Raw genomic sequence first — 24,453 nt, forward strand, 5'->3', positions numbered from 1 at the left:
CTGCGGAATGCGCGACCGCATTTACCCTCACGGATTTCCTGTAAAAGCGAAGCTCGATGCCATCCCATCGTGTCGGTGAGGCTTGCGTCACACCCAAGGGGCGAGCATAGGCTGACGTTCGCCGATGCAACAGAGGAAACCCGCGTGAATACGCTGAGTAATGACAGGTGGTGGTGGCGGGTGGCGACCAACCAGTCCGGCCCGGTCGCGCACCGACGGATCGGCCCGCGCTCCGGCCGGCGGCGTGGATCGACGCCGGGTGGGATCCGCGCTGGCCGGACGGTGGAGGCGACTCGACCCGCTCGCGGCATCTCGCCCGATCCGTCCCCTCGTCGTCGATCGGGATCGCCGCGCCCGCCCCGGCAGGTCGCCGCCGCCGCGCGCGCCGTCGCGCAGTGGAGGCGCCCGGTCACTTTCCGCGCCATCCGCTACACCCAAGCGATCGTTAAGTTACGTTCCGTGTTCGCCTTCGGCGGCTCGGGTGATCAAGCCTGGCGGTGGTCATGGAGCTGAGCGGTAGCCCGCCCCGATCCGATCGGGAGCGTGCGTCGACGTCGCGCGGCGTACCGCCCAGCGGTGCCGGACGACCCGGCGCCCGGCGTGCCACGCTCGCCGGTCTCACGCTCACCCCGCTGCTGCGGCTGGCGGTGCTGCGGCACTCCGTACCGGCCGGATCCGCCCTCCGCGCCGGATGTTCGGCCTGCGGTGAGCCCGTCGACCTGCGGCGACCGTGGCCGGAGCTCGGCCCGGCAGCGCGCTGCGGGCGCTGCCGGGCCCGAGTGGGGGCGCCACCAGGCGCCGTCGAGCTGGCCGCGATCGCGGCGATTGCGGTGCTGGTGCTGCTCGGTCCGCCCACGGCCGAGACGCTCGCCGTCGCCTGGTGGCTCGGCTGGGTTCTGCCGCTGTGCTTCATCGACGTCGCCGTGCACCGCCTGCCGGACCGGTTCACCTGGCCGGCGGCGGCCGGGGTCGGGGCGCTGCTCGGGCCGGCGGCGATGACCGGCGTCGGAGCGAGCCCCTGGCTGCGGGCCGTGCTGGGCGGCGTCGGGCTCGCGCTCTTCTTCGCCGTGACCACCCTGCTACTGGGCGCGCGGGGGTTCGGGCTGGGCGACGCCAAACTGGCGCTCGGCGTCGGGGCGCTGCTCGCCTGGCACGGCTGGCCGGTGCTGGTGGCCGGGCTGCTGCTCGCGCTCGGGCTGTCCGCCCTGGTCAGCCTCGGGCTCCTCGCGGCCCGCCGGGTCCGCTGGTCCGGTCATGTGCCGTTCGGTCCGTTCCTCGTGCTCGGCACGATCGCCGCGCTGCTCATGACGGGATGAGCACCGAGCGGCCGCGACCGGTCAGCGGCGGGTGGAACCACCGATCGGGTCGGCGAGCGGCGGTTCGGCGGGCGACCGGCGGCGCAGCAGCACGGCGACCGGCCGCACCAGCAGCGGGACGAGCAGCAGGACCACGCCCGTGCCGAGCAGCAGACCGGCGACCACGTCGTGCGGATAGTGCACGCCGACGAAGACGCGGGAGAAAGCGGCGAGCGCGGCCACGGGCAGCGCCACGAGGCCGATCCGGCGGGCGAGCAGCAGCGTGGCGACCGCCAGAGCACCCGCCACCGTCGAGTGGTTGCTCGGGAACGACCAGTCACCGGTCGGCGGGCAGGATCCGGCGATGATCGCCTGAACGGCCTCGCGACACGGCCGTTCCTCGTCGACCAGGGTCTTGAGCCCTTCGCTGCAGCCGTACGCGAGGACGACCGGGATCGGCGCGACCAGGGCGAGCGCCCGGTCCCGTGGGCCGGCGCCGAGGCGGGTGACCGCGGCGGCCAGCAGCAGCAGGCCGAGCAGCACGATCGCCCCCTCGGTGAAGTGCCCGGCGAACCACTGCACTGGTTGCGGGCTGCCTGCCGCCGCGTCGACGATGTCCTGATACCAGTCGGCGCTGAACTCCGGTACATCGAGCGTGCCGGTCTTCACCATGAATCACCTCACCAACCGTTCATACTCCGTTAATCCTGATGAAGGGTACGGATCACCGAGATTCAACGGCAGTGCCGAACGGCAGGAGATTCACCTGACCTTGGTCCCACCAGCCGCACGGGCGGGTCGGCCACGACCCGGGAGAGTCGACTGAGGATCAGGACTGTTCCAGCCCGCCGGACATCCGCTCCCGGACCTTCTCCAGCGCCTCGAAGGCGTACGCCCAGTTGTGGCACTTGAAGCTGCGCAGCCCGTCGATGGCGGTGTGGCAGTCGCTGCAGCGGATGTTGGGGATCGCGTCGGGCACCTCGGTGTTGACGTACTTGCGCTCACCGAGGATCACCATGGCGATCATCGTCCGATCGTGTACGCCGTCGAGCGCGGACGACACGATGTCGTACCAGGTCAGCCGCCGGCCGCACTTCGGGCAGTCCGGCTCGTCGCCGCTGACCCAGAGCGGGGCGCCGATGCTGCGCGGTGGGATGCCGAGCAACTTCTCCAACCGCCGTACGTCCGACTCGGGGGTGGTCCAGCGGTGCCGGCCGGGTAGCGCGGCGGGCGATTCGTAGACGGCTCGGAACAGGTCCGGTTCGACCTGGACGGTCTCCCGCTGACTGGTCATCGGCGTCCTCCTCGACGGTCGGTGCCCCCACCGTGGTTCGCGCGTGTCGTGGGGTGCAGCCGGATCAACGACACGACCTCCCACCGGGTCGTCCCGCACCGTGCCGGCCGCCGATCCGGCACGTACGTCGACCTACCCGGTGATCTTCGCGAGCGCGCGGAGTCCTTCGACGACGTCGGCTCCGGTGGGTGCGTTCTCCGGATCGGAGAGCATCTGGATGACCACGCCGGACATCAGCGCGACCTGGACCATGCCGAGGGTGCGTACGGAACGCGCGGACACGTCCGCCTCGGGGACGCTCTCCAGGATCGCCGCCATGCCGCTACGCCCCTGCCGGATCCCCTCCATGAGATGGGGGAGCAGGTCGGGTTGCCGCTGGGCCTGCATGAACAACTCCAGGGAGGCCAGCCACATCCGGGGGTAGGCGCGGGCCTGCGCGAGCAGGTCGTCCCACATCCGTTCGTACGCCCCGGCGGGATTGAGGTCGGGCGTCTCGGCGGGGACGAGTGCGCGCCCGGCGAGGTCACCCCACTCGTCGAGGATCGAGAACAGGGCCTGGAACAGCAGGTTCTCCCGGGATCCGAAGTGGTAGCCGATCGCGGCCATGCTGACGCCGGCCGCGGTCGCGATGTCGCGCACGGTGGTGCGGTCGAAGCCCTTCTCCAGCAGACAGGTCCTCGCCCCGGCCAGCAGGGCCTCCCGGTTTCCCATGTCGCCAGGCTACCAACACCCTGGATCAATTGACTTAGGCGCACGCCTTAGGCGATTGCCTTGCGCGATCGCCCAAATCTGCCCTACGGTTCTCCTCGACACCACCTCAGGTCGCATGACCAGACAGGAGAACCGCCATGAACACGTCACTCCGGCGCCGGATGCGGGTCCTCGCGGGCCTCGTCCTGGCCGCCCTGACGACGACGGTGGGCGCGGCCGGTCCCACGACCGCCGCCCCCGGTCGGCCCGCCCTGGTCGAGACCGACAAAGGCGCCGTCCGCGGCACCGTGACCGGTGCCGTCCGCAGCTTCCAGGGCATCCCCTACGCCGCGCCGCCCGGCCGCTGGGCGTCTCCCCAACCTGCCGCGCCGTGGTCGGGCATCCGCGACGCCACCCGTCCGGGGCCGCCGTGCGCCCAACCCCAGGGGCTGCCGATCGGTGTGCCGAGCGAGGCGGAGGACTGCCTCTACCTGAATGTCACCACCACCGGCCGGAAGGGGGACGACCTGCCGGTCATCGTGTGGATCCACGGCGGCAGCATGATGTTCGGCACCGGCGACATGTATGGGCCGGAGCGCCTCGCCGAGGACACGGTCGTGGTGTCCATGAACTACCGGCTCGGCGTCATGTCGTTCCTCACCGACCCCGCGCTCGACGCCGGCACGGCGTACGGCTCCGGCAGCCTCGCCCTGGAGGACCAGCAGGCCGCACTGCGCTGGGTGCGGGCCAACATCGGCGCGTTCGGTGGCGACGCGGGCAACGTCACGATCATGGGTCAGTCCGGTGGCGGCTACGCCGTCTGCGACCACCTCGCGTCCCCGATGTCGGCCGGGCTGTTCCACCGGGCCGTCGTCCAGAGCGCGCCCTGCGCCACCGGCGGGTCCCGCACGCGCGCGGAGGCGGAGGCCGACAGCGCCGCCGTGATCCAGGCGGTCGGCTGCGCCGGCGTCACCGACGTGGCCGCCTGCCTGCGGTCGGACGAGACGACCGTCGCCGAACTGCTGACGGCGTACGGCCCGTGGGGCGAGCCGCGGCCCGTGTCCGGCACGCCACTGCTCCCGCTCTCGCCGGCCGAGGCCTTCCGCACCGGGCGGTTCCACCGGGTTCCCGTCCTGATCGGAGCGAACCACGACGAGGAGAACGGCAGGTACGCCGGGCAGGAGGTCAACCCGGGGGGCGCGCCCATCCCCGCTGAGGCGTACGAGCCGGCGGTCCGTGCGGAGTACGGCGACGACGCCGACGCGATCCTGGCCCGCTACCCCCTGTCCGCGTACGGCGCCTCGGCCGGCCTGGCGCTGTCGACCCTCGGCACCGACCGGAACTGGGCGAAGCCGACCTACGACACCGCCGCTCTGCTGTCGAGGTGGACGAGGACCTACATGTTCGAGTTCGCCGAGGAGGACACCCCATGGTTCGCGGGTTACCGGGAACCGAGCTTCGAGTGGCGGGCGCAGCACATGGCCGAGCTGGCCTACCTGTTCGACATGGACCTCTTCCTGCCGTTGGACCGGACCCAGGACCGGCTCGCCGACCGGCTGACCGGCGCGTGGACCCGGTTCGCCACGGCGGGCGACCCGAACGGCGGCAGGGACCGCGGCTGGACGGCGTTCACGCCGCGTCGCCCGTACGTCGAGTCGCTGACCTCGGAACGTTGGACGGCTACCGACTTCACCCGTGACCACGCGTACGCGTTCTGGTCGAGACTCGACTAGAACGCGGGTGGAGGTGGGGGACGGTCGCGGCCCGTGCGGCCGTCTCCCTGTTTTCGCGACGCGAGCGTTCAGCCGGGTGGTAGGACATCAGCGGGAGGCGGGCGGAGGAGCGCGGATGGTGAGCAGGCCCGAGCGGCTGCTGCGGCACCGCGAGGACCCGGTGAGCGCCTCCTTCCTGGAGCTCTTCTTCGACCTCGCGTTCGTGTTCACGCTCAACCAGGTGGCCGTTGTCCTGCTGGCCGATCTGAGCGTCGGCGGAGCGCTGCGGACCACCCTGCTGCTCGCCGCGGTCTGGTTTCTCTGGGTGACGACCACCTGGTCGGCCGACTGGTACGCCCCGGATGCGCCCGTCGTGCGAGTGGTGCTGGTCGGGTCGGCGCTCGGCGGTCTGCTCATGGGAGCAGCCGTCCCGTCGGCGCTGGAGGGCCGGGCCGCGCTCTTCGTCGGCGCCTACCTCGCGGTCAACGCGGTCCGGGGCCTGCTCGGCCTCTTCGTACTGCGCGGCCATCCGCTCCGCCGACGCATCGCGCGGATCCTGTGCTGGTTCGCCGTCAGCGGTGTGTTCTGGCTGGCCGGGCTGTTCCTGCCGGCGGCGCGCGTCCCGCTCTGGGCGCTCGCCGTGATCGTCGAGTACGCCGGGCCGGCCGCGGGGTGGCCGACGCTTCGGCTGGGACGGGCGCGGCCGGGGGAACTGCGGCTCCGTGGCGCTCACTTCGCCGAGCGATTCCAGCAGGTTTTCATCATCTCGCTCGGCGAGCTGATCCTGTCGGCCGGTCTCGCGTACGCCCAGAGCGGCACCAGCGTGGCGCAGACCAGCGCCTTCCTGCTGATCTTCGCGACGGCGGTGTTGCTGGGGCTCCTGTACGTGACGCCGGGCGGCCGGCAGTTGGCTTCCGCCATCGAGCGCGCCGAACCGGCGCGACTCGGCGCGGCCTCCAACCTTCTGCACCTCGTGATGATCGCTGGCGTGGTCTCCACCGCTGTGGGGGCAGAGCTGGCCATCGGCCACCCCGGCGAGCCGGGGGCGGTGGCTGTCGTCGCGGCCGGTCCGGCGCTCTTCCTGGCCGGGCGGTTGCTGCTCGCCGCCGCCATCGATCGGCGGTTCTCGCTGCCCCGGCTGCTCGGGCTGCCCGCGTTGGCTGTCGTGGGGCTCGTCGCGGCGGATCTCCCACTGCTCGTGGCGACCGCGGTCACCACGGCCGTCCTCGTCGCGGTGGCCGCGGTCGACCGGTCCCGGGTCTTCGCGCCGGGCTGACCTTGGTGCCACCGTACGACTCACCGGCGGCTGAACCGTCCGCGTTGTCCGCGCCGGGACGGCGCGCCGTCCCGGACCGTCGTGACCCGAAGCCAAGAGCGCGCCGGGTCTCGTGGTGGCCGATTCGGTCGCCGCATCTCGGCTCCGCGGCGGTCACCGCTGCCGTTGTCCGCGGAGCGCCTGCTCGACGGACTCCTGCACGCGGGCGTCCTCGCGCTGCTTGCGTCGCACCCGGTTGCGGCGGGTGAGGCGGATCGCTACGACGACGGCCGCGACCACCACGACGATCAGCAGCAACAGAGTCCACGGGACGACCCAGGTGTGCGCGGTGCCCGAGATCTTGTCGAGCGGGGTGACGGAGCCCGACGGGTCGGTGAGCAGGGGCGTGAGGGTCGCGGTCGCGGCGAGCCGGAACGCGGGGCTCACGTCCTTGACCGGCACGGTGACCTGCCAGCTCTCGCCGGGCAGCAGCTCCGGCGTCTTCGGCAGGTCGTGGGCCTTGGTGCGCAGCAGCCCGAACGGGCCGGAGACCGAGGCCGCCTGCTGGCTAGACAGTGCGGCGTTGCCGGTGTTGTGGATCTTGTAGGTGACGGTGGCGTCGCCCCGGCCGAACGGGTTCCAGGTGCCCTGGTAGGCGACGTCGAAGTCCTCGATCGCGAGGGCCGGCTTCAGCTCGCCGCCGACCCGCAGCTTGATCCGGATGCCGAGCCGCCGGTCCACGTTGATGCCCTCGGCCTGGTCGGGCTGAGTCAGCGAGGTGAGGATGCCGCCGACGTAGTCACCGGGCGTGGCGTTGTCCGGGACGCTGATCTTGATCGGTACGGTCGCGGTCTTCCCCGGCTTGATCGCGACGCTGGCGCTGTCCGGGTGTACCCAGGCGCCGATGGCGACCGACTTCTTGTCCCGGGTGAGCAGGTCGAGCTGGCCGGCTTCGGTGGTGAAGCCGTCCGCGGCGTAGACGGTGAGGTTCAGCGGGGCGGTGCCACGGTTGGCCACGACCATCCCGTCCTCGACGGTGCCGCCGGGGTTGACGTTGTAGCTGTAGCTGGACCGGGTCGCGCCGTAGCTGTTGGAGGCCGTTCTGACCGTCCAGGTGACGTCGCCGTCGGCTGCCAGCGCGGGACCGGCGGTCATGCCGGCGGCCGCGACGGCGGCGAGCAGGGACAGGACTGTCGTACGGAGGAGCTTGGCGGTCCGGGTCGTCCAGCGCGTTGCGGGCGCGTGCATCTCTGGTCCTTGCTAGATGTGATCTTGGGGAGGTCGAAACGGGTGGCGGGGTAGGCCCCGAAGGTGCCTACCCCGCCGGTGGAGCAGGTTCGATCAGCTGCTCAGGGCAGTGATCGTGAGGGTGGCGCGGTAGCTACCCTTGGCGACCTCGTTCGGGAACTTGAGGTCGAGGTCGGCGCCGAGCTTGGCGGTACCCCGGGCGTGACCCTGGTCGGCCGCACCGAGGCCGCGCGAGATCGCGAGACCCTGGCCCTGGTCGTCGTAACCGGAGGCCACCGGAGCACCGGCCGTGGCACCGGCCCCGGCCGAGATGACCTGCGGTGCCCAACCGAGGTACGAGCCGGCGATGGTCTTGTCGCCGTCCTTGAAGTCGCTCACGTTGGCCGAGATCGACCACGGGGCGAGCGAGAAACGGCTGTCCGACACGAGGATCGGGTTGATCTTGCCGGTCGCCGCGAAGGAGAACGCGTCGCGCTCCTTCGCGGTGCCCAGGTCCACCAGGCCGTTGTAGCCGTCGATCGTCCAGCCGAACTCACCGGTCGCGTTCGGCACGTTGACCTGGATGTCCTGGCCGTTGCCGTGGTACGGGTGGATCGTCACGTTGTCGACGATCGAGCCCACCGGCTGGCCTTCGGCGGTGTTGGTGCAGGACAGGCCCTTCTCCACAGCCGCGTTCGGCGCCGCGCAGGTGCCGCTGCGGATGTTCTCCACGACGAGCTTGTCGGCCTTCACGCCAACCTTGACGTAGGTGCGGACGTGCTCCTGGTTCTGCACCGAGTTGAACCAGTAGTTGCTCGGGTTCAGCGGGTCCGGACCCAGGCCCTCGACACCGGTACCGGAGTTGTCCGGCTTTTTGATGTCGTAGTACTTCGAGCCCGAAGCCGAGTTCGCCGTCACGTAGATGACGCCGCCCGGGCCCGGGAACACGTCGGCCGCGCCCGGCTGCTCGGCCGGGTTCTCCTTCTGGCCGTTCTTGATCGAGTAGCTACGGGAGTAGTCGTGGTCGTGACCCTGCAGCACCAGGTCGACGCCGAGCTCCGAGAAGGCGGTGGTGAAGTCCTTCCGCCGCTGCTTGTTGTCCCCGTCGGTGGAGTGGGTGGCCGCCGAGTAGATCGCGTGGTGGTAGACCAGAACCGTCCACTTCGCCTCGGCGCCGTGCTTGTTGATCACGTCCGTGACGTACGCGACGTGCGCCGCGTCGCCGCCGAGCGAGCCGTCGGACGGGTTGACGTAGCTGTTGCTGTTGATGTCGATGAACAGCGTGTCCTTGTAGACGTACCAGAAGTCACCGCCGGAGCGGGTCGCCGAGTCGCCGTTGTAGTACTGGCTCGAGCGGTCCGTGTTCGGGGTGAAGTGGTGCTGCTCCCAGGACTTACCACCGACGTCGTGGTTGCCGATGGTCGCCGCGAGCGGGTACTGCCGCAGCTGGTCGGGGGCGAGGAACGCGTCCCACTGGGTCTCGTTGTTCGCCGACTCGACGTGGTCACCACCGGAGACCAGCATCTCGATGTTCGGGTTCGCGGTGGTGGCGTAACGCAGGGTCTCCGCCCAGCCGGCCTGGTCCTTCGCGACGTCGCCGGAGGAGCCGATCTGCGGGTCACCGAAGAACAGGAAGTCGTAGTCGCCCTCGAAGTCCTGCGTCTTGAAGGCGTACGCCGTGGACCAGTTGCCCTCGGAGCCGACGCGGTACGAGTACCCCGTGTTCTCCTTCAGGCTGGTGATCGTGGCGTGCCGGTTGAACCCGGTGGTGGAGGTGTTCGCCGCACCGGTGGCGTCGAAGGTGACGGCATCGGCCGGGAACTCGCCGTTGACGATCGAGGCCGTCGGGGCGACCTGGACCTTCTGCGCGGTGTCACCCGAGGAGTACCAGGTGACGATGCGCTGGGTCTCGTTGGCGCCCACCCCGAGGACGATGCCGCTGTAGGAGGTGGCGTCGGCGGCGCTGGCGGCGGTGGTCAGGCCACCGCTGAGGGCCACGCCGAGGCCGAAGATCGCCGCGGCGGCCCCAGTGGCCACGCGACGACGCACAAGCCGAGCGGCCTGTGCCGAGGTGCCCAGTCTCATCAATTTCCGTCCTTTTCGGATGAGAGGTGTTGCGAGAGCGTCCTCAACCTGGCGGTGTTCGGTGAACCGATCATGAATGCGGTCCGGCCGGTCGGTATCGCGCCCAGGAAGACCAGCGTTTTCTCAGAATCCGAATACGCGCTGCACGAACCAGAAAAGCCCCATACCGGCCACACCCGCGGAAACTGCGCCCGTGGCCCAGAGGCCGACCCTCGGCGACCGCCGACGCAGCACCGCCAGCAGCGGAAAGAGGACAGCGATAATCGCGAGTTGAACGATTTCGATTCCGACGTTGAACACCAGCAGCGACCACAGCAACTGCCAGGACCAAGCCTCGTCGATGCCCAACGCACCCGCGAAACCCAGACCGTGTACGAGGCCGAAGCAGAACACCACTCCGAGACGGAGCCAGCCCGCCCGGTCCAGACTGAAATGTCCGTGGCCCGCCGCTTCCAGATCCGTCGCGTGATTGCCGCGACGCCAGATCCCGAACAGGTGCCAGGCGGCCACCACGGCGATCGACAGGGCGATGACGGGCTCCACGATGCCCGCCGGTGCGTCGACCAGACCGAGCGCCGCGAGCATGAACGTCACCGAATGCGCCAGGGTGAAGCTGGTGGCCGCGAGCACGATCTCGCGCAACCGCCGCGATCCGGCGATGAGCGCCAGCAGGAACAGGATGTGGTCGAGCCCGGTCAGCAGGTGCTCGGCGCCCAGGCGCAGGAACTCCCAGAACCGCTCGTACCAGGCCTGGCCCGTCGAGAAGGACGGATGCTCGGCGTCCAGCGCGGCACTGCCCGAACTGCCGTCGACGTCGTACGTGAGGATCGTCTTGGTGCCCTTGACGTACTCCTCCGAGTCGGGAAAGAGGCCGCTGCGCACCTCGTGCTCGGCGCCGCTGTCGGCACACGCCCAGTCGAGCAGCATTCCGGCGTACGGCACCCCCTCCCGCACACCGAGAGTGAAGTCGCCGACCTGCGTCGGAACGCAGGTCACACCGTTCGACGCGACCGAGAAGCGCTTCGTGACGTACCCGACCGTCGACTTCCGGTGGGCGTTCAGCGCCGCGACCATGCCTGCGGCGTCGCGGTCGTCGAAGGCGGGCTGACCCTGCTTGAACAGCGGGTCGTCCTTCTCGTAGTCGGCGGCGGAGACGACGAAGAGGTCGTACTCCAGTTCCAGCTTCGTCCGTACATGGCCTTCGTCACCGGCTGTGACGTCTCCGTACACGGTCGACGTGAACCCGTGCGCGAGGGCCGGCCCGGCGCTCAGCAGGGTGATCACCGCGGCGGCGAGCCCGACGACGGTGACGGCGAGGCTCCTGCGAATACGTTGCGACATGCTCTTTCCTTCTGTTGGCCAGTGCACGGTGCATGTCGCGGATGAACGGCAACCGGGCGGTCGACGAACCGTTGGCAAACAAAGACCCAGGTCAGGCCTTGGACTGTCGGTATCCGGCAGGACCTGGGATAGGAAGGAGCCCGCACTTTCCGTACGCCTCGAGAGGACGACGACCACCTTGCGTCCCCCGCTTCGGGCCGTTGCGACCCTGGCCGCGGTCGCCGCCCTGCTCACCGGCTGTGGCTCCGGCGACGACTGGTCGCTGCCCCGCCCCAAACCCAGCCCCGTCGGCGCCCTCGGCACCGGGTTCGTCGACCCCACCGACCCGCCCAAGCCTGAGGGGACAATCACGCCGCGGCCCGGGTCCTGGAATTCGGTCCACCCGCCGAAGGGCTACCGGGTGGTGCTGCTCACCACCGGCGACGACGCCCCCACCAAGGCCCTCGTCAAGGCGGTCGAGGAATGGGCCGAGGACGAGGACGTCGACCTGCGGACGGTGGCCCCCAAGGACGCGCACGACTTCGTGCCGAGCATCGACCGGGCCGTCAAGATGAGCCCGGACCTCATCGTCAGCGTCGGCAACGACCTGATCGACCCGCTCGCGATGGTCACCGCGAGCCACCTGTCACAGCAGTTCCTCGTCGTCGGCGCGGAAGTCGCCGAGCCCACCCAGAACGTGACGGCGGCCGACTGGTCCGGCGCGTCGTTCCGGGGCGAAGGGCTGGGCATGTCCTCGACGTACGACGCGAACTCCTTCACCGCCGAACGCTGCGCGGCGGCCATCCGGGCGGGCGTGGCGGCCGTGCTCAACGACCTGACCGGCATCGTGATCTGGCTCGACCAGCACTGACGGCGCTGGACCGGCCGACCGCCGATGGTCCGGCGGCCGCCGACGCAACGGCCCCGGTGCACCGGCACCGGGGCCGCTCCGCGTAATGCGCGCCGGTCAGCTGCGGGTGACCAGGCCGGCGTCGACCACGTACTCCCCGCCGTTCGTGGCGCTGAACTCGGCGCTGGCGGTCAACAGGATGGGGTCCCGCTCGTACGTGTTCACCATGTCCGAGTCGGTGGCGTCGTCGCCGACGTTCGAGGCAGTGGTGTCGTACGTGTTGGCAGCCTCGATCCAGACCCGGTAGAGCAGCTCGGTGCGGGTGGTGAGCGACCAGGTCCCGTCCGGGTTGACCGTGGCCGTGCCCCCGCCGGTGGTCCCGTTCTGCTGGGACCCGACCTTCACACTCAGCACGCCGTCCGGGCCTGGGGCGATGCCCGGTTCGCCCTCGTCGCGCTGCCCGTCCCGGTCCAGGTCGTGCCAGATCACGCCCCGCACCACGCAGGTGCCGGAGATCGGCACCCTTACCGAGGTGGTGTTGTTCTCGATGTTGCTCTCCTTGTGCTGGGGCTCGACCGTCGCGGTGACCGGTACGCGGGAGCCGGGTTCGGCGCCCGCCACCACGAACGGCAGCGAGACCCGCTCCGCCCATCCGGGGGCCAGCTCCGCGTGGAGGCAGCTGTAGCTCGTGCCGCTCACCGCCGTGCAGGTCCACGCACCGTCGGACCAACCGGGCTCCGCCGTCCGGAGCCCTTCCGGCACGGACACGGTGAGGCTGACCGGGCCCGAAGTGCCCGTGCCGCCGTTGCGTACGTCGATCTGGGTGCGGAAGGTCTCGCCCTCCGCCGGGTTCAACGCGTCGACCGTCATCAGGTTGACGAACAGGTCGGGTTCGGTACGTCCGGCCGCCGCCGCGTCGGCCGGAACGAGCGCCGTCGAGGCCCCGGCGAGGGCGAGCGCGGACACGGAGGTGGCAAGGGCCCGACGGATGGAGCGGGAGGGTGCGCTGGCTTGCATGACGTCCTCAGGTCGCTGGTTCGGCCGGTCCGATCGGAAGGCCGTGGTGGAGCTCACTTCCACCACTGACTCGGCGTCCTGAGCGTCGGGGCCGTTACGCATCATCGTCCGTCTACAGAAGACAGTGACGGAGATCACTGGGGCGGTGAGCGCACAGTGGTTCGCCGAGAGCCGCCGCTCGCGCCCCAGAGAGGATTTGTTCCGGAAACGGCGCCCGGCCGGTGACTATCACCGGCCGGGCAGCGTTCGGCGCTGATCAGTTCCCTGCGGTCAGATCCCCGAGGCCCTTCAGCATCTCGGCCAGGTCGGCCGTCTCCGCCGGAGGTGGCGTGTCGATGTTCACCGGCTTGCCGTAGTCGGTGTAGTCGATCGTCATGTCGCTCATCGTGCCCATGACCATGTGCGTCCGGCGCGGCCGGTACTCCTCGTCGACCCAGAGGTCGACCGTGACCTCCTTGACGCCCTGCTTCGCCAGCTGCTCCTCGACCTGCGGTCGCATCTCGGCGTCGACCTGTCCGAGGTACGTCGCCACCGGTGCGGTCACGGTGTAGTGGACCGTACGCGCCCCGTTGACCGTCTCCTCGCCGACGACCTTCACGCCGTCGGTGGCCAGCAGCGTCTTGACCTGCTTGGCCGGATCGACGTCCTCGAACTGCTTGGAGAAGTCCATCCCCGCCGGGGCGCCGGCGGCGGCCAGGTCGAGCTTCATCCAGCGCTTCCCGTCGGCGTTGGCGCGCTCCGCCTCCGGAACTTCGATGTATACGGCCGTGCCGATCATCCGGACGGTCACCGGGGTACCGTCCGGGCCCGTCGTCTTCATCTCGGCCTTGACCGGGTCACCGAGGTCCAGCACGCCCTGCATCGAGAGCTTCTGGCCGGCGGCCGTGCCCTCCATCGCGACGGTCACCGAGTCGCTCTTGTCGGTGGCGTCGATCGTCTTCTGCAACGAGCCCTTCAGGTCGCTGGCCAGCAGCTCCAGCACGCTGGGCTGCTTCGGCTCCTCCGACGACCCAGGCTTGGAGCCACAGGCGCCGACCGCGAGCGCGGTGAGCGCGGAGACGGCCACGACGGTGGTCTTCTTCCAAAGTGACACGCGACAACTTCTTTCCCCGACGGATCCTGGGGGCCAACCCAGATAGACGGGCGACACGCTATCTCAACCGGGCAACAGGAAGAGGGCCCGCGTGCCGGACGCGCCGGATCCACCCGGCGGTGCCCGAGCGTCGAGGCTCGGGCGGAGCCGACGGAGATTCCGAACTTCCTTCGGGTCTGCTCAGCGGCCAGACCGTGCTCGCGCCCCACGGCCCGGTCGACACGTGCCGCCAGGGCAGCCGGGCCGTACTCGGAAGAAGGTTGGAGACGATTCATCGCCTCCCGGCGTGAGTGACGGCGCTTACTCCGCTCCCCGGGCAAGGACAGCTGCAAGGCCGCCGATTTCGTGGCTGCGGCGCAGCTGCCCTGAGAGCCGCGCGCCTCGCCGTGGGGGTCGGGTAGCCTAGGTGGTCGTCGGGCCGCTAGCTCAATGGCAGAGCTGTGGACTTTTAATCCATAGGTTCAGGGTTCGAGTCCCTGGCGGCCCACTCCGTTCCAGCTCAGTGGCCCTTCCCGGGGCCGCTGTTTTCGTCAGCACGGCTCGTACAGCAGCGAAGTACAGCAGTAACCACCTATGGACTTGATGACGTAGACGAATCACGGCTCACCGGTCGAGTGCGCTGCCGAGCCGCTTGAGGGCGTCGCGGGTGGCCGCCGAGGAAACCACCGTGTAGATCTCCATGGTGATGGCGAACTGGGCGTGCCGGAGGATCTGCATCGCCACCCGGGGGTGCACGTCCAGGTCCGCCAGGAGCGAGGCACAAGTCCGCCGGGCGTCTCGCACCGTGATGCGTCGGACTCCAGCTGCGTCACAGCGCCGGTCCCAGAAGCGGTTGAAGTTGCGCGGCTCGACCGGCCGGCCGTAGCGGGTGGTGAATATGAGGTCCGAGGGCTGCCATGCGGGGCCGGCGGCATCGCGGGCAGCGGCCTGCGCGACACGGCGACGGCTGAGGGCCACGGTGCAGATGTCCGGCAGCGGCAGGGTGGCGTCCGAGGCGGCCGTCTTCGTCTCCCGGTGCAGCAGTTCGGCACCGACCCGCTGGAGCTGCCTATCGATGGTCAGCTCGCCCGCGTCGAGGTCGACGTCAGCCCAGGTGAGCCCCAGCATCTCGCCCTTGCGCAGACCGAGCACCAGGACCAGGACGTAGGCGGCATAGAGCGGGTCGTCGTCGGCACGGGCCGACTCCAGGAAGCGCCGCGCCTCGTCGCTCGTCCACGCCTTCCGCTTGCGCTTCCGCACCGGTGGCAGCTTCACCAGGGACGCGACGTTGCGGGTGATCAGCCCTTCGGTGATCGCCTGGGACAGCACCGTCCGGAGCACCGTCCGCAGATGCGTGACACTGGTCGCCGAGGGCAGATCCTGGCAGCAGCGGCCAAGGGCACAGCAGCGACGCTGGACAGGCTTCCGCCGCTCGTCCTTGCCCTGGGCGCAGCACTGGCAGGTCCGCCCGACCTCGTTGATCCAGGTCTGCACGTCGCTGACCCGGAGCTTGTCGAGGCGCTTCCGGCCCAGTCCAGGCACGAGGTAGAGCCGGACCACCACCTCATAGGTGACGTAGCTGCCCGGGGTGAGGTTCGGCTTGACGATCTCGCGCAGCCAGTAGCCGGCGTACTCCCCTACCGTCGGGGAGTGGGTCGCCACGGGGCCGGCCTTCGCTTGCCCATGCAGCTTGATCCACTTGTCGTGGACCTCCTCGCGGGTCTTGCCATAGACCCACTTCCGGCCCCGCTTCCCATCGGGCTTCTCCACCCAGACGTATGCAGCGAAGCCGTTCCGGTACGGGAAGATCGAGCCTTCGCCGTTGGCGCGAGAGCGACCCGGCATCAGGCGGCCTCCTGGCGCTCGACCTGCTCGCGGATGTAGTCGTCGACCCATTCGGGGAGGATGCGGCGGTACTTGCCGTCTTTGATGGAGCGCAGCTCACCAGTGGCGATTTTCATCTTGACCTTGGACAGACCGAAACCGAGCAGGACGGCGACTTCTGCGGGTGAGTACCAGCGGGGGGCGAGGTTCCTGCTCATGCCGCCACCCCCAGCCACGCCGCATGCGCGAGTTCTTCCCGGCCGATGCGTCTGCTCTCGCGCCGCTGCCGAGCGGCGGTATTGGCGAGCAAAGCGTCACCTTCGGAGAGCCAGCCGGAGCCGATGTAGGTGAGGGTGCCGACGGTGATCGTGTCGGCCGGTTGGTCGTCCTCTTCCCGACGGTAGGTGGCGCGGGTGTCGCGGAGCAGGCGGAAGGTGACGGAGTAGCGGCGGGCTTTGGTGAGGAAGTGGCCGCCGAAGCCGAGCATGTGCGCCCAGCGGCGCAGGCCGCCGTAGACGTTGGGTTTGACGTCAAGTCTGTCTTGATGGTGGTCGGCGGATGCGGCGCCGTTGCTGGTGTCGGTGGGGGTGGGGCGGCCGAGGTGCCAGCAGGCGTCGATGAGGCGGGCGAGGTGGTCGCCTTCGGGATTGGCGTAGTCGTCGATGGTGGCCGAGGTGAGCCGGGCGGACGAGTGGCCGGTGGCTTCGGTGGCCTTGGTGGCGTACTTGGCGAGGTAGGCGGCGACCTTGCAGTCGGTCAGCTCGCCGTCGGTGCTGTTGATGCGTCGGACGTCGACCTGCTCGCCCCAGGCGACCAACCAGCCGTCGGGCTTGTCGGGGTGCAGTGGCGTGGTGACGGTGATCTGCCGAGCAGCGGCGTGAATCGCGTCTTCCAGGTCGTCGGCGGTGATGTCGGCCGGCGGCGGCACGGGAGCGTCTGGGTCGTCGGGGTCGATGCCGTCGAGGCGCAGCAGGACGTGGAAGTGCACGGCGGCGCGGCGTTGCATCTCGGCGACTTTGCCGTGGGACACCCGCACTGGCGGCACCCAGCGCACCTTGCCGGAGGCCGTGACGACCCGGACGAGGGGGATGCCGCGCTTGCGGCAGAGGGCGGCGAGGTGGCGTTCGATGGCCTGCTTGGTGCGTCGCCACAGCTCGCCAGAGAAGTGGTTCCAGACGACCTGGTGGGCGTGGTCATAGCAGTCCAGGCACAACGGCCGGCCGAGCCCCGGATCGTCGGCCTCGTGGCGGGCGAAGCACGCCGCGGGCTGCCCGTGCGGGCAGGCACCGGCGGTGCTCCGGGCGCGGCAGGGAGCGGGCCGGCAGTCGCAGCGCTGCCGGCTGCGGCAGGTATGGCGAGGGACGTGGCGGTGGTGGACCGGGCCGAAGGACGGGGCGGTGAAGGTGGCGAAGACGACCGGGTGCCGGCCTACCGAGGCGGGGATGCCTTTGCCGCCGGTGAGCCCGCGACAGACGACTTGGTAGGCGTCGCCCTGGTAGACCCAGGCGCAGTCCGGGCACACCGATTCGCGGCGGTTGCCGCACGCCTTGTAGAGCGTGCGGTCGGGCAGCTCGTCGGTGTGCAGCTGGCCGGTGATGCGGCCGGTGTTCCGGTCGACGGCGGCGATGGTGCCGGTGAGGCGGATCGGGCGGGAGCAGCCGTCGGCGGGGCGGGTGTGCTCCAGCCAGCCGGAGAACTCGGGCGAGGCGGCGCGGTGCATGACCTGGGCATCACGGCCGACGGTGACACCGGGGCGGTAGTGGGTGAGCGGGGTGGTGGACATGACTGTCTCCTCTTCAGGGGGTGGCAGGGACGGGAGACGAAGCACCACCAGCCGTGGACGTCTGTCCGCTGGTGGTGTGCGTCGTGTCTCCTGGCACCGCCGAGAGGGCGGCTGACGCCGGAGGGCGGAGTCGTGGTCGTGCCACTTCCCGCCGATGGGTCATGTCCTTTCACGCTCGTGAGCTGTCAATGTGGGCCGGCACGGGTGGGGAGCCTGGGATGTCGGCATCCGGCGGGTTGCCGCAGGCTGCCCCCACCCGTAAAGGTGCGCGAATCCGGGCCATCGTGGACGGCAGGGAAAACCGTGCTGGGCCGCTCAGCGGATTCGGGATACCGGCACAGCTGCCGGTGCGATCGAGAGCCGGCGGGACGTGGCCCGCATCAGCGGCAGGAAGGCCGCTCAGCATCTCCGAAGTCGAGTCCAGCAATCCGGCAGAAAGGCCGCGCTGTCGTGCTCGACGAGCGTCAGAGTAGCACCGGGTACCGACACGTCAACCCGTCGTGACTCCTGCGGTCGGGGTGGGGCGGCCGGCTGTCGGCCGGTGTGGGAGGACTTTCTGTACGTCTATCAAGGCGGCCCTTGACGGGCCGCACGCGCCGCCGCCTGGGCGCGCGCCGCCCGCTGCCGCTGTCGCTCTGCGGCCGTCACGCCTGATGCCCGGCGGCTGGCGCGGGAAGCGGGAAGCCCGGTGGGCCGCCGCAGCACGACAGGGGCGTTGACCGGGTGGTGGTGGGCCGGCAGCCGGCCGGGCCGCGCGGCCACGAGCCCGCGCGGCGTAGGGGAGCGCACGCCGGCCGCGTCGACGAGCTGGCGGCGGTCGCGGGGTTGCGGTCACTGCGCCTCCGGCGGGGGCGCTCCGGCTCCAGGATGGCTGGGGCTCCGTCGGCGGGGTCGCGGTCCGTGGGTGGTTACGGTGGGAGCCATCCCGCCTGCCATCGACCCGGGCAAGCCGAGCAGACCACCGCCCGGCCCGCCAGCGTCCGTACAAGCCGTCAAGGTCCGCCCGTCATGGCGGGCCGGGCGGCGGACCGCTCCCCAGGAGGGCGGGTCGACGGCAGACGGGATGGCAGTTTGAGGGCTAACTCGCCGAACGCCCCAGCTTGTCTGCCAGCGCTTTAAATGTCCAGGGCTGGGGGGGACCGGACCAATTAATCACGATATCGCGGCCGACCGTCTTCCCGCCTCGTAGAATGGCCAGATTCCTCCGGGCGCGACGTAGTCGGTCTTCGGCATCGTCTAGGCGTGCTTCACTGAGCTGGACGTGACGAGTCACGGATTCAGTATCCGCTTCGGTGTCGAACGTCGCCTCCTCTTGCGCTTGTCGAACCTCTCTCCTAAAAGCGACGACGTCTTGGTGATATGCGAGGGCATGTTGAATTTCGGATTCCAGATGTTCGACCATCTGCGGGAAGATGTCAGCGCGAATGACAACGCGGCTTTTAGACCCTCGCGAACCGCCGTTTTCGGCCGCGTGGGCTGCTTGACGGATGGTTTCGTCGCTGATTTCCGGCTGGAGGAACGACCGCGCATGGAATAGCAGCGTGTGGGTCTGCATTATGATCGCCCGTACGCCGGCAACCTGTTGTGCCTCGGCGATCAGTTCTGATCTACCACAAATAGTTTTTCCTCTTATTCGCATAAACCAGTCTTCTTTGGCGTCTCGAGTAACGAATAAGAGAGGAAGCTTCCGGCGCGCCGCCTCCTCGAGGGTTTGGGCCCACACAAGATAATCTCCGCTCCCATCGCTCTTCGTCGCGAAGTCTTTGTAGCCTGGCGGGACTTTGGCTGCGGCTCTGCGAGCCGCCTCCTTAATCATCTCGTCTCTTTGCTCTGATGGTGGACTCTCTCCGACCTTACCGTCGAGCACTTTCCGAAGGGCTGTTAGGATCGAATCATCCATTATGGATGCAGGCGCTAGGCCATGTCGCTTACGCATCTGGTTAAGATGCTCTTGAGTGCGGTCTAATGCGTCACGGATGGGGGTTAGCAGTGATTTCCGTTCGCGCTCAGGTAGGCTAACTCTATTCGCTAGCTCTGCCGCTCTCTGGCCTAGGACCTCTTCGACAGTGAGTCGAAATTCGTCGACTGCCTTCAGTGCCTCATTATATGAATCATCAAAGCTGGCAATGACGGATAGCCTGTTCTTGTGGAACTCAAGTGCTACTTGATGGGGAATCCAGAGCCGGTCTCCGAGGTTGATGAGCACATCGAGGAGCTGCCTTCTAGCGGTAGGCGCGAATCGGTATGCTTCAAGAAGGACGTTGGTGTCGAGAACGACGAGCCCCTCGGTTATAGCCTCCCGAATCTGTTGCTCCGAGGGCACCAGAAAACTCTCGAAGCCGTCACTCAGGCCCGCCATCCAGCCCTCCAAATTCGAACTTGGAACGGTGCTTCTGTGTCGTGTGCACGGGCCATGAACCTGCTTACCGTGCAAGGCGGATGTTGAGACGCCGCCTAATTGGATTTAGCAATCCGCTCTACCCACTCGTTGATGGCCCGCAGGTGATCAGCCGAGCTAAAGCCGTCCTGGTCGGTTACTGCAGTTCGCAGGCTTTCGATGGTCTTCCGGAGTGCCTGCAGCTCCTGCGCGACGGCGATAATGGCATATGCGGTTGCGGTTTGCGCAAGGGCCGAGTGGGCGTCTAGCTCAGTTTGCTTCGGTGCAAGCGCCGCCCAGTTGATGGCTTGCTGCAAGTTGCCGGTATCCGCCATGGTGGTCGATCGTTGTCCGTCTGTTGCCGTGGCACGACCCTTGTGTCAGCTGGCTGACACTAGTTGAGCCGGGCCACAACAGCGGCCGGAAGCTGCCGCAGAGTGACACCGAGGGACGCGATCCAGGTCAAAGGGCTGATGGCTCTACTTTCGGTAGAACTGCCACCGCCTCGCGGGTTAGAGACTCAGCCTCACCCAAGGACGTGCCCGATCCGTGCCCGATCCAGCGGCCAACACCGGCAGGTTCAGCGGGACGCTGATGGCGACGAGTTCGCCACGGATGTTGTCGACGAGGCGCTGAAAGGTGTCGATCGACGGCTGCTCAGGCACCGAGCAATGTTCGCACGCTGAGTCGGCGAGCCTGAGCGGTGACAGGGGCGGCTTGACATCAGCGGTTGACATCAACGGTGGCAGCCGTGGCCGTACGCGCTCGCACGGACTTCCCCTCCGATCTGGACTCAGCGGCCGTCAGCGGACAGTCAGACTCTTGCGGGAAGCGCCTTACAAGCGAGGGGTCGAGCGGAAGCAAGCTCGCTCGTCGCCCGACCCCTCGGGTTGCTCAATCAACGCTGACAGGCCACACCTTGCCCCTCGACGAAGCCTGGACGCTGGTTAGGCCCGGTTTGGTTCCCGAACCGACCCCCACGCAGACCAGGGAGGCCGCTCTATTGCCGTGCTGGATGCCCCGATGTTGATCGGCAGCGAAGGTTAACCAAGCGGTCTGACGTGATCGGGTCGCGGTGCGCGGACCACTCAGTCGGGGCAGCCCTCAGCTCGGGCCATCTCGGGGCCGTCTGGGCCGTCTCTGGGCCGTCGAACGCTGACCAACGATGACCGGCGACAACCAGCAGTACCCGGAGAAACGCCAGGCCAGACGCCGTGTGACAGCGGCTGGCCTGTTGGGCGACGGACGAGTCGACCTGTACGCCGGATTCTGATGCGGCCGTAAAGTCTCAACATGGCAGACGAGATCGTCCTCCGGCTCGATCGAATGACGGCGAAGCACCTGGCGGACATGCTCTACGACGTTGGTGAGCATCTTGCGGCTGGAGCGCCGATCGCTCCGACGTCCACGGACGAGGCACGTCGGCTGGGGGAGGTCCTCCAGACGCTCTGGCGAGAGCTAGGGATTTCTCTGCCATACGAGACGGGTAAGGCCGCCGAGCGACCGAGACGCCTCTGAGGTTGCACAGCTCGCCACGGCTGCCGACAGCTACGGTGACAGCAACGATCCGGAACGTGGCCAGCCGCCGGCGGTCGGGCGCGGACATTCGCCCGAGGTCGCAGACACGGATGGACCCCGCCGGACGACGCGCCCAGAACTTGTAAACGAGGCGTCCGGGCTCCCCGAGCAGCCAAGCAGGCAGCCAAACCGGCGAGCAGGAGCGGACAATCCCGGACCTGCGCCTCAGGGCCGCAGCGCGCGTAGGAACGCTATGGCTGTAGTGCGGCGGGTAGGCGTCCTGGCCGCTGTCAGGGCAGCCATGTGCGCGTCGAGGCGCTCGCGCTCGTCGTTGGTCAGCGCGGCGGCGATGGCTTCGCCATACGTCGGGACCAGGGGGTTGGGGGCGACCCGCTTGAGCGCGTCCCAGTCGCTGATCGGCTCGGCGGGTACGTCGAGCTGGGCGCGGTAGTCCAGCTCCACCGCCTCGAAGCCCGAAGTCTCTGCCCAGGCGATGAGGTCGCGCTCGTCGAAGTCGACCATCGGCTGCTCGGCCGCTGCTGTGCGTCCCCGGTACACGTTGCGGACCTTGGCGACCAGGTCGTCGACCGGGGAGCCGCCCAAGCCGAACAGTTCGTCGGGGCGGTGCTGCAGCATGAAGCGGTTGATGGGCTCGAAGAGGGAGAGCCTTCCGCCTGGCCGCAGCACTCGGAAGAACTCTGCGAACGCGGCGGCTTTGCGGTCGGAGTAGATGAGCACTGACCGGGTGGTGACGACGTCGACGGAGGCATCCGCAACGCCGGCAAGGTCCTCGGCCGGCGACTGTACGAAGCTGCACCGCTCATCGCCGTCGGCGATCCGCCGGCACTGGTCGAGCAGGTCCTGCGACACGTCGCTGAAGATGACACGGCCGTCCGCACCGAGACGGTCGAGGGCACCAAACCCAATTAATCCGGTTCCGCATCCGACGTCGAGGAGGACGTCATCGGGTTTCAGATCGGCTCGGTCCAGGACGCCGTCGCGGAACCACGCCAGGTCTGGGGCGTGCCGGGCGCGCAGGGTGGCGCTTCCGCCGTCTCGGCGCGTCAACAGCCACTGTGCCCACCTGTCGGTCGTCATCGGGTGATGGTAGTGCCGGCCGGAGCACCGCACTGGCCCGTCACACAGCGATAGAGGCCAAGATCCGGACTATGCGCGGAACGATCAAGGATGGTAGGTGACGGGCAACCAGCGCTTCCGCTGCTCAAAGTGCTATTGCAGCTTGCAGCGCAACTGCCTTCCTAAACCGTGTGTCGGTCCAGCTGGTTCTCGCGCACCTGGAACACCGTCTGGCCATCCTCTGCTGCGACCCCATCCGGATGGGTAGAGACGAGTAGGGCACCGTCTTCGTCGTTGCCGGCAACACTGCATCGCAGGCGAACCGGTGCTGGCAGACGAGTGTCGGCCCTTAGCTGACGGCTGGTGAAGACGGCGGACCTTGTCGACGAAGAACCATGAGTTTCCGTCAGCGTCGACCAGGAGGACGCGCACTCAGCCCGGGAAGTCCTGGCTGACCCATGCGACCACCTCGCAGCGGAGAAAGTCTTCTTCGTGAGCCACGGGCCGATCCTGCCCGCTTGCCCCTGCGATGCCAACGGGCGGTTGAGAACGTCAGCTGAGGCGAGGACGAGCTGGAGGCAGCATCGAGGCAGCAAGCGCCACGATTCAGGCCGGGACGACGGATCAACCAGCGCTTTGCGCCAGGCCTGAACCAGCATCGGTCGGCAGCAGCCGCCACCGACTGACAACTTGTGCCCGCCTCCCCCCGACGGGGTTCGCCGATGGTTGCGACAGGGTCAGCGGCCGACTCGGATGCGGTCGGCGGCGAACACCTCGCGCGATCCATCAGCGCGGAAGATCACGATGACCGGGATGCCCTCACCGATCTCCAGCTCGCGCCGTTCCGCTGGTGTAGGCATCCGAGCGGTGGCGGTGTCGCCCTTGAGGAGAGTCACCGTCTCAGTCGGCTCGACGGCGCGGACGAACGTGCCGCGCGGTGGTTCCACGATCACGAGTCCTTCCGACCGGAGTAGCGCTATCGCCTGTCGGACGCTCGTGCGGCTCAGTCCGTGTTCCTGAGCGAGCCGCAGCTCGCTGGGTAGCGACGCCCCGGGCGCAAGGTCGCCGGACGTGATCCGGTCTCGCAGGAGGTCTGCGAGCTGCCGGAACACGGCGCGATCCGCACTGGGGTCGATCACGAATGTGACGCTACGTGTCCAACAGTTCTACATCTTATTGTATCTACAGTCCTACATCGTTACGGTGATATGAGCTGCGGCGTTACGTCGAGGGGCAGCTGCAGCGCGCCATGTCCATGACGCTGACCCACCCCTGAGGGAGACCCGGTGCCTCGCGTCTCGTATGAGCAGTACTTGGTGGCCGTTGCGCTCACCCTGGCCAGGCGGCACCAGCCGGTCTGGTCATGGGAGCGGTGGCGAAAGGTCTGCCGATGCGGAAGCGAACTGCCCTGCCGCAAGAGGCATCGGATCCCGATCAACCGGGGCCACTGGCCGTCGGACCAGGCTCTGCAAGGTGCCCCGCCAGAGGCCCGGTCGGCGGCGCGGAGGACGCCGCGATGACAACACACCTCCCGGTCACACCGGCCTGGACATGCGGCGGATGCGGTGCCGACTGGCCCTGTCAGACGCGACGGCGCGAGCTGCGAGCCGAATACCACCGCGCCCCGGCGTCACTCGCCCTCTATCTGGCTGCGCAACTCGTCGACGCCGCCCAGGACTTGGCCCACGTCCCCGCCGGCCACCTGCACCACCGATTCGTCGGCTGGACCCGATGAGCATTCTCCGACCCGGTGACGAGAAGTTCCACTACAGCGACGGCTCGCACCGGTGGATCCCGCCGGATCCGGACTATGACCAGGTGGTCTGGGAAGAGCAGGTCCGCCAGCACAAACAAGGCCACCTCAGGAACGAGCGCCCCAAGGTCCGCATCCAACGCCTGATCTAACGCCAGCAGTACAGCAGTGAAGTACAGCAACCGTGCCAGCCGCACCCGGCCGAGAAGCACGCCAGCAGGCCGGATGACCTCGTACCGCACCCGATCGGGCCGGCTCGCCGGTAATCCATAGGTTCAGGGTTCGAGTCCCTGGCGGCCCACTT

The 24,453-nt window shown here is 68.6% G+C and carries 23 protein-coding genes and 1 tRNA gene; 8 read left to right on the forward strand and 16 right to left on the reverse strand.

From position 1 onward, the window contains the following. Nucleotides 1-503 precede the first annotated feature (503 nt). Nucleotides 504-1,316, forward strand: coding sequence for an A24 family peptidase (locus ABZS42_RS02195; protein ID WP_355141625.1), 813 nt, complete (start codon nucleotides 504-506; stop codon nucleotides 1,314-1,316). Nucleotides 1,317-1,337: 21 nt separating this feature from the next. Here the strand turns inward: ABZS42_RS02195 and ABZS42_RS02200 are convergent, their stop codons facing one another. From ABZS42_RS02200 to ABZS42_RS02210, 3 genes are all read right to left on the reverse strand, one after another. Further along, nucleotides 1,338-1,967, reverse strand: a complete 630-nt coding sequence (locus ABZS42_RS02200) for a phosphatase PAP2 family protein (RefSeq protein WP_355141627.1) — start codon at nucleotides 1,965-1,967, stop codon at nucleotides 1,338-1,340. A gap of 157 nt (nucleotides 1,968-2,124) precedes the next feature. Further along, the gene (locus ABZS42_RS02205) at nucleotides 2,125-2,589 is read right to left on the reverse strand and encodes a hypothetical protein (RefSeq protein ID WP_355141629.1); all 465 of its coding nucleotides are present in this window, start codon (nucleotides 2,587-2,589) and stop codon (nucleotides 2,125-2,127) included. 132 nt (nucleotides 2,590-2,721) lie between these two features. After that, entirely contained in the window at nucleotides 2,722-3,300 is a 579-nt protein-coding gene (locus ABZS42_RS02210) for a TetR family transcriptional regulator (protein ID WP_355141631.1), read from the reverse strand. A 137-nt stretch (nucleotides 3,301-3,437) separates the two neighbouring features. On the opposite strand from ABZS42_RS02210, the gene ABZS42_RS02215 reads away from it, so the two are divergent. After that, entirely contained in the window at nucleotides 3,438-5,012 is a 1,575-nt protein-coding gene (locus ABZS42_RS02215) for a carboxylesterase family protein (protein WP_355141632.1), read from the forward strand. Nucleotides 5,013-5,127: 115 nt separating this feature from the next. After that, nucleotides 5,128-6,267, forward strand: a complete 1,140-nt coding sequence (locus tag ABZS42_RS02220; protein ID WP_355141634.1) for a low temperature requirement protein A — start codon at nucleotides 5,128-5,130, stop codon at nucleotides 6,265-6,267. Between the two features lie 153 nt (nucleotides 6,268-6,420). Here the strand turns inward: ABZS42_RS02220 and ABZS42_RS02225 are convergent, their stop codons facing one another. The 3 genes from ABZS42_RS02225 to ABZS42_RS02235 all read right to left on the reverse strand — a co-directional run bounded on the left by ABZS42_RS02225 (nucleotide 6,421) and on the right by ABZS42_RS02235 (nucleotide 10,899). Then, a complete protein-coding gene (locus tag ABZS42_RS02225) occupies nucleotides 6,421-7,494 on the reverse strand; it encodes a DUF916 domain-containing protein (RefSeq protein WP_355141636.1) in 1,074 nt (357 codons plus the stop codon). Nucleotides 7,495-7,587: 93 nt separating this feature from the next. After that, nucleotides 7,588-9,558: a metallophosphoesterase family protein gene (locus ABZS42_RS02230; protein WP_355141638.1), complete on the reverse strand. Its 1,971-nt coding sequence runs from the start codon at nucleotides 9,556-9,558 to the stop codon at nucleotides 7,588-7,590. Between the two features lie 123 nt (nucleotides 9,559-9,681). Beyond that, complete coding sequence (locus ABZS42_RS02235) at nucleotides 9,682-10,899, reverse strand: HupE/UreJ family protein (RefSeq protein WP_355141640.1); 1,218 nt, start codon at nucleotides 10,897-10,899, stop codon at nucleotides 9,682-9,684. Between the two features lie 178 nt (nucleotides 10,900-11,077). Here ABZS42_RS02235 and ABZS42_RS02240 point away from each other — a divergent pair, with 178 nt between their 5' ends. Continuing rightward, nucleotides 11,078-11,749: a hypothetical protein gene (locus tag ABZS42_RS02240; protein WP_355141642.1), complete on the forward strand. Its 672-nt coding sequence runs from the start codon at nucleotides 11,078-11,080 to the stop codon at nucleotides 11,747-11,749. A 96-nt stretch (nucleotides 11,750-11,845) separates the two neighbouring features. On the opposite strand, the gene ABZS42_RS02245 is transcribed toward ABZS42_RS02240, so the two are convergent. Both ABZS42_RS02245 and ABZS42_RS02250 read right to left on the reverse strand, forming a co-directional pair. After that, a complete protein-coding gene (locus ABZS42_RS02245) occupies nucleotides 11,846-12,745 on the reverse strand; it encodes an SdrD B-like domain-containing protein (protein WP_355141644.1) in 900 nt (299 codons plus the stop codon). 256 nt (nucleotides 12,746-13,001) lie between these two features. Then, entirely contained in the window at nucleotides 13,002-13,838 is an 837-nt protein-coding gene (locus ABZS42_RS02250) for an LppX_LprAFG lipoprotein (RefSeq protein ID WP_355141646.1), read from the reverse strand. Nucleotides 13,839-14,253: 415 nt separating this feature from the next. Here ABZS42_RS02250 and ABZS42_RS02255 point away from each other — a divergent pair. Then, nucleotides 14,254-14,325 (forward strand) — tRNA-Lys (locus ABZS42_RS02255). Between the two features lie 116 nt (nucleotides 14,326-14,441). On the opposite strand, the gene ABZS42_RS02260 is transcribed toward ABZS42_RS02255, so the two are convergent. From ABZS42_RS02260 to ABZS42_RS02285, 6 genes are all read right to left on the reverse strand, one after another. Further along, nucleotides 14,442-15,662, reverse strand: coding sequence for a site-specific integrase (locus tag ABZS42_RS02260; RefSeq protein WP_355141648.1), 1,221 nt, complete (start codon nucleotides 15,660-15,662; stop codon nucleotides 14,442-14,444). Continuing rightward, entirely contained in the window at nucleotides 15,662-15,859 is a 198-nt protein-coding gene (locus tag ABZS42_RS02265; protein ID WP_355141650.1) for an excisionase family DNA-binding protein, read from the reverse strand. Before ABZS42_RS02265 ends, ABZS42_RS02260 begins: the two co-directional genes overlap by 1 nt. After that, nucleotides 15,856-17,424 carry a replication initiator gene (locus ABZS42_RS02270; protein ID WP_355141652.1) on the reverse strand — a complete coding sequence of 523 codons (1,569 nt, stop codon included), beginning with the start codon at nucleotides 17,422-17,424 and terminating at the stop codon, nucleotides 15,856-15,858. Before ABZS42_RS02270 ends, ABZS42_RS02265 begins: the two co-directional genes overlap by 4 nt. Before the next feature lie 1,078 nt (nucleotides 17,425-18,502). Then, nucleotides 18,503-19,783, reverse strand: coding sequence for a PIN-like domain-containing protein (locus ABZS42_RS02275; RefSeq protein WP_355141654.1), 1,281 nt, complete (start codon nucleotides 19,781-19,783; stop codon nucleotides 18,503-18,505). 95 nt (nucleotides 19,784-19,878) lie between these two features. Continuing rightward, on the reverse strand, nucleotides 19,879-20,136 hold the full coding sequence (locus tag ABZS42_RS02280; protein WP_355141656.1) for a hypothetical protein: 258 nt from the start codon (nucleotides 20,134-20,136) through the stop codon (nucleotides 19,879-19,881). A gap of 177 nt (nucleotides 20,137-20,313) precedes the next feature. Further along, complete coding sequence (locus tag ABZS42_RS02285; RefSeq protein WP_355141658.1) at nucleotides 20,314-20,466, reverse strand: hypothetical protein; 153 nt, start codon at nucleotides 20,464-20,466, stop codon at nucleotides 20,314-20,316. A 628-nt stretch (nucleotides 20,467-21,094) separates the two neighbouring features. Between ABZS42_RS02285 and ABZS42_RS02290 the strand changes: the two genes are divergently transcribed. Beyond that, a complete protein-coding gene (locus ABZS42_RS02290) occupies nucleotides 21,095-21,319 on the forward strand; it encodes a hypothetical protein (RefSeq protein WP_355141660.1) in 225 nt (74 codons plus the stop codon). 225 nt (nucleotides 21,320-21,544) lie between these two features. Here ABZS42_RS02290 and ABZS42_RS02295 read toward each other — a convergent pair whose 3' ends face one another. After that, nucleotides 21,545-22,417 carry a class I SAM-dependent methyltransferase gene (locus ABZS42_RS02295; protein WP_355141662.1) on the reverse strand — a complete coding sequence of 291 codons (873 nt, stop codon included), beginning with the start codon at nucleotides 22,415-22,417 and terminating at the stop codon, nucleotides 21,545-21,547. A 716-nt stretch (nucleotides 22,418-23,133) separates the two neighbouring features. Next, entirely contained in the window at nucleotides 23,134-23,535 is a 402-nt protein-coding gene (locus ABZS42_RS02300; protein WP_355141664.1) for a winged helix-turn-helix domain-containing protein, read from the reverse strand. A 377-nt stretch (nucleotides 23,536-23,912) separates the two neighbouring features. Between ABZS42_RS02300 and ABZS42_RS02305 the strand changes: the two genes are divergently transcribed. Both ABZS42_RS02305 and ABZS42_RS02310 read left to right on the forward strand, forming a co-directional pair. Continuing rightward, on the forward strand, nucleotides 23,913-24,131 hold the full coding sequence (locus ABZS42_RS02305) for a flavin reductase (protein WP_355141666.1): 219 nt from the start codon (nucleotides 23,913-23,915) through the stop codon (nucleotides 24,129-24,131). Further along, nucleotides 24,128-24,301 carry a hypothetical protein gene (locus tag ABZS42_RS02310; protein WP_355141668.1) on the forward strand — a complete coding sequence of 58 codons (174 nt, stop codon included), beginning with the start codon at nucleotides 24,128-24,130 and terminating at the stop codon, nucleotides 24,299-24,301. Before ABZS42_RS02305 ends, ABZS42_RS02310 begins: the two co-directional genes overlap by 4 nt. Nucleotides 24,302-24,453: the final 152 nt, after the last annotated feature.

The sequence above is a fragment of the Micromonospora sp. NPDC005367 genome, assembly GCF_040606825.1.
Taxonomy (GTDB): Bacteria; Actinomycetota; Actinomycetes; order Mycobacteriales; family Micromonosporaceae; genus Micromonospora.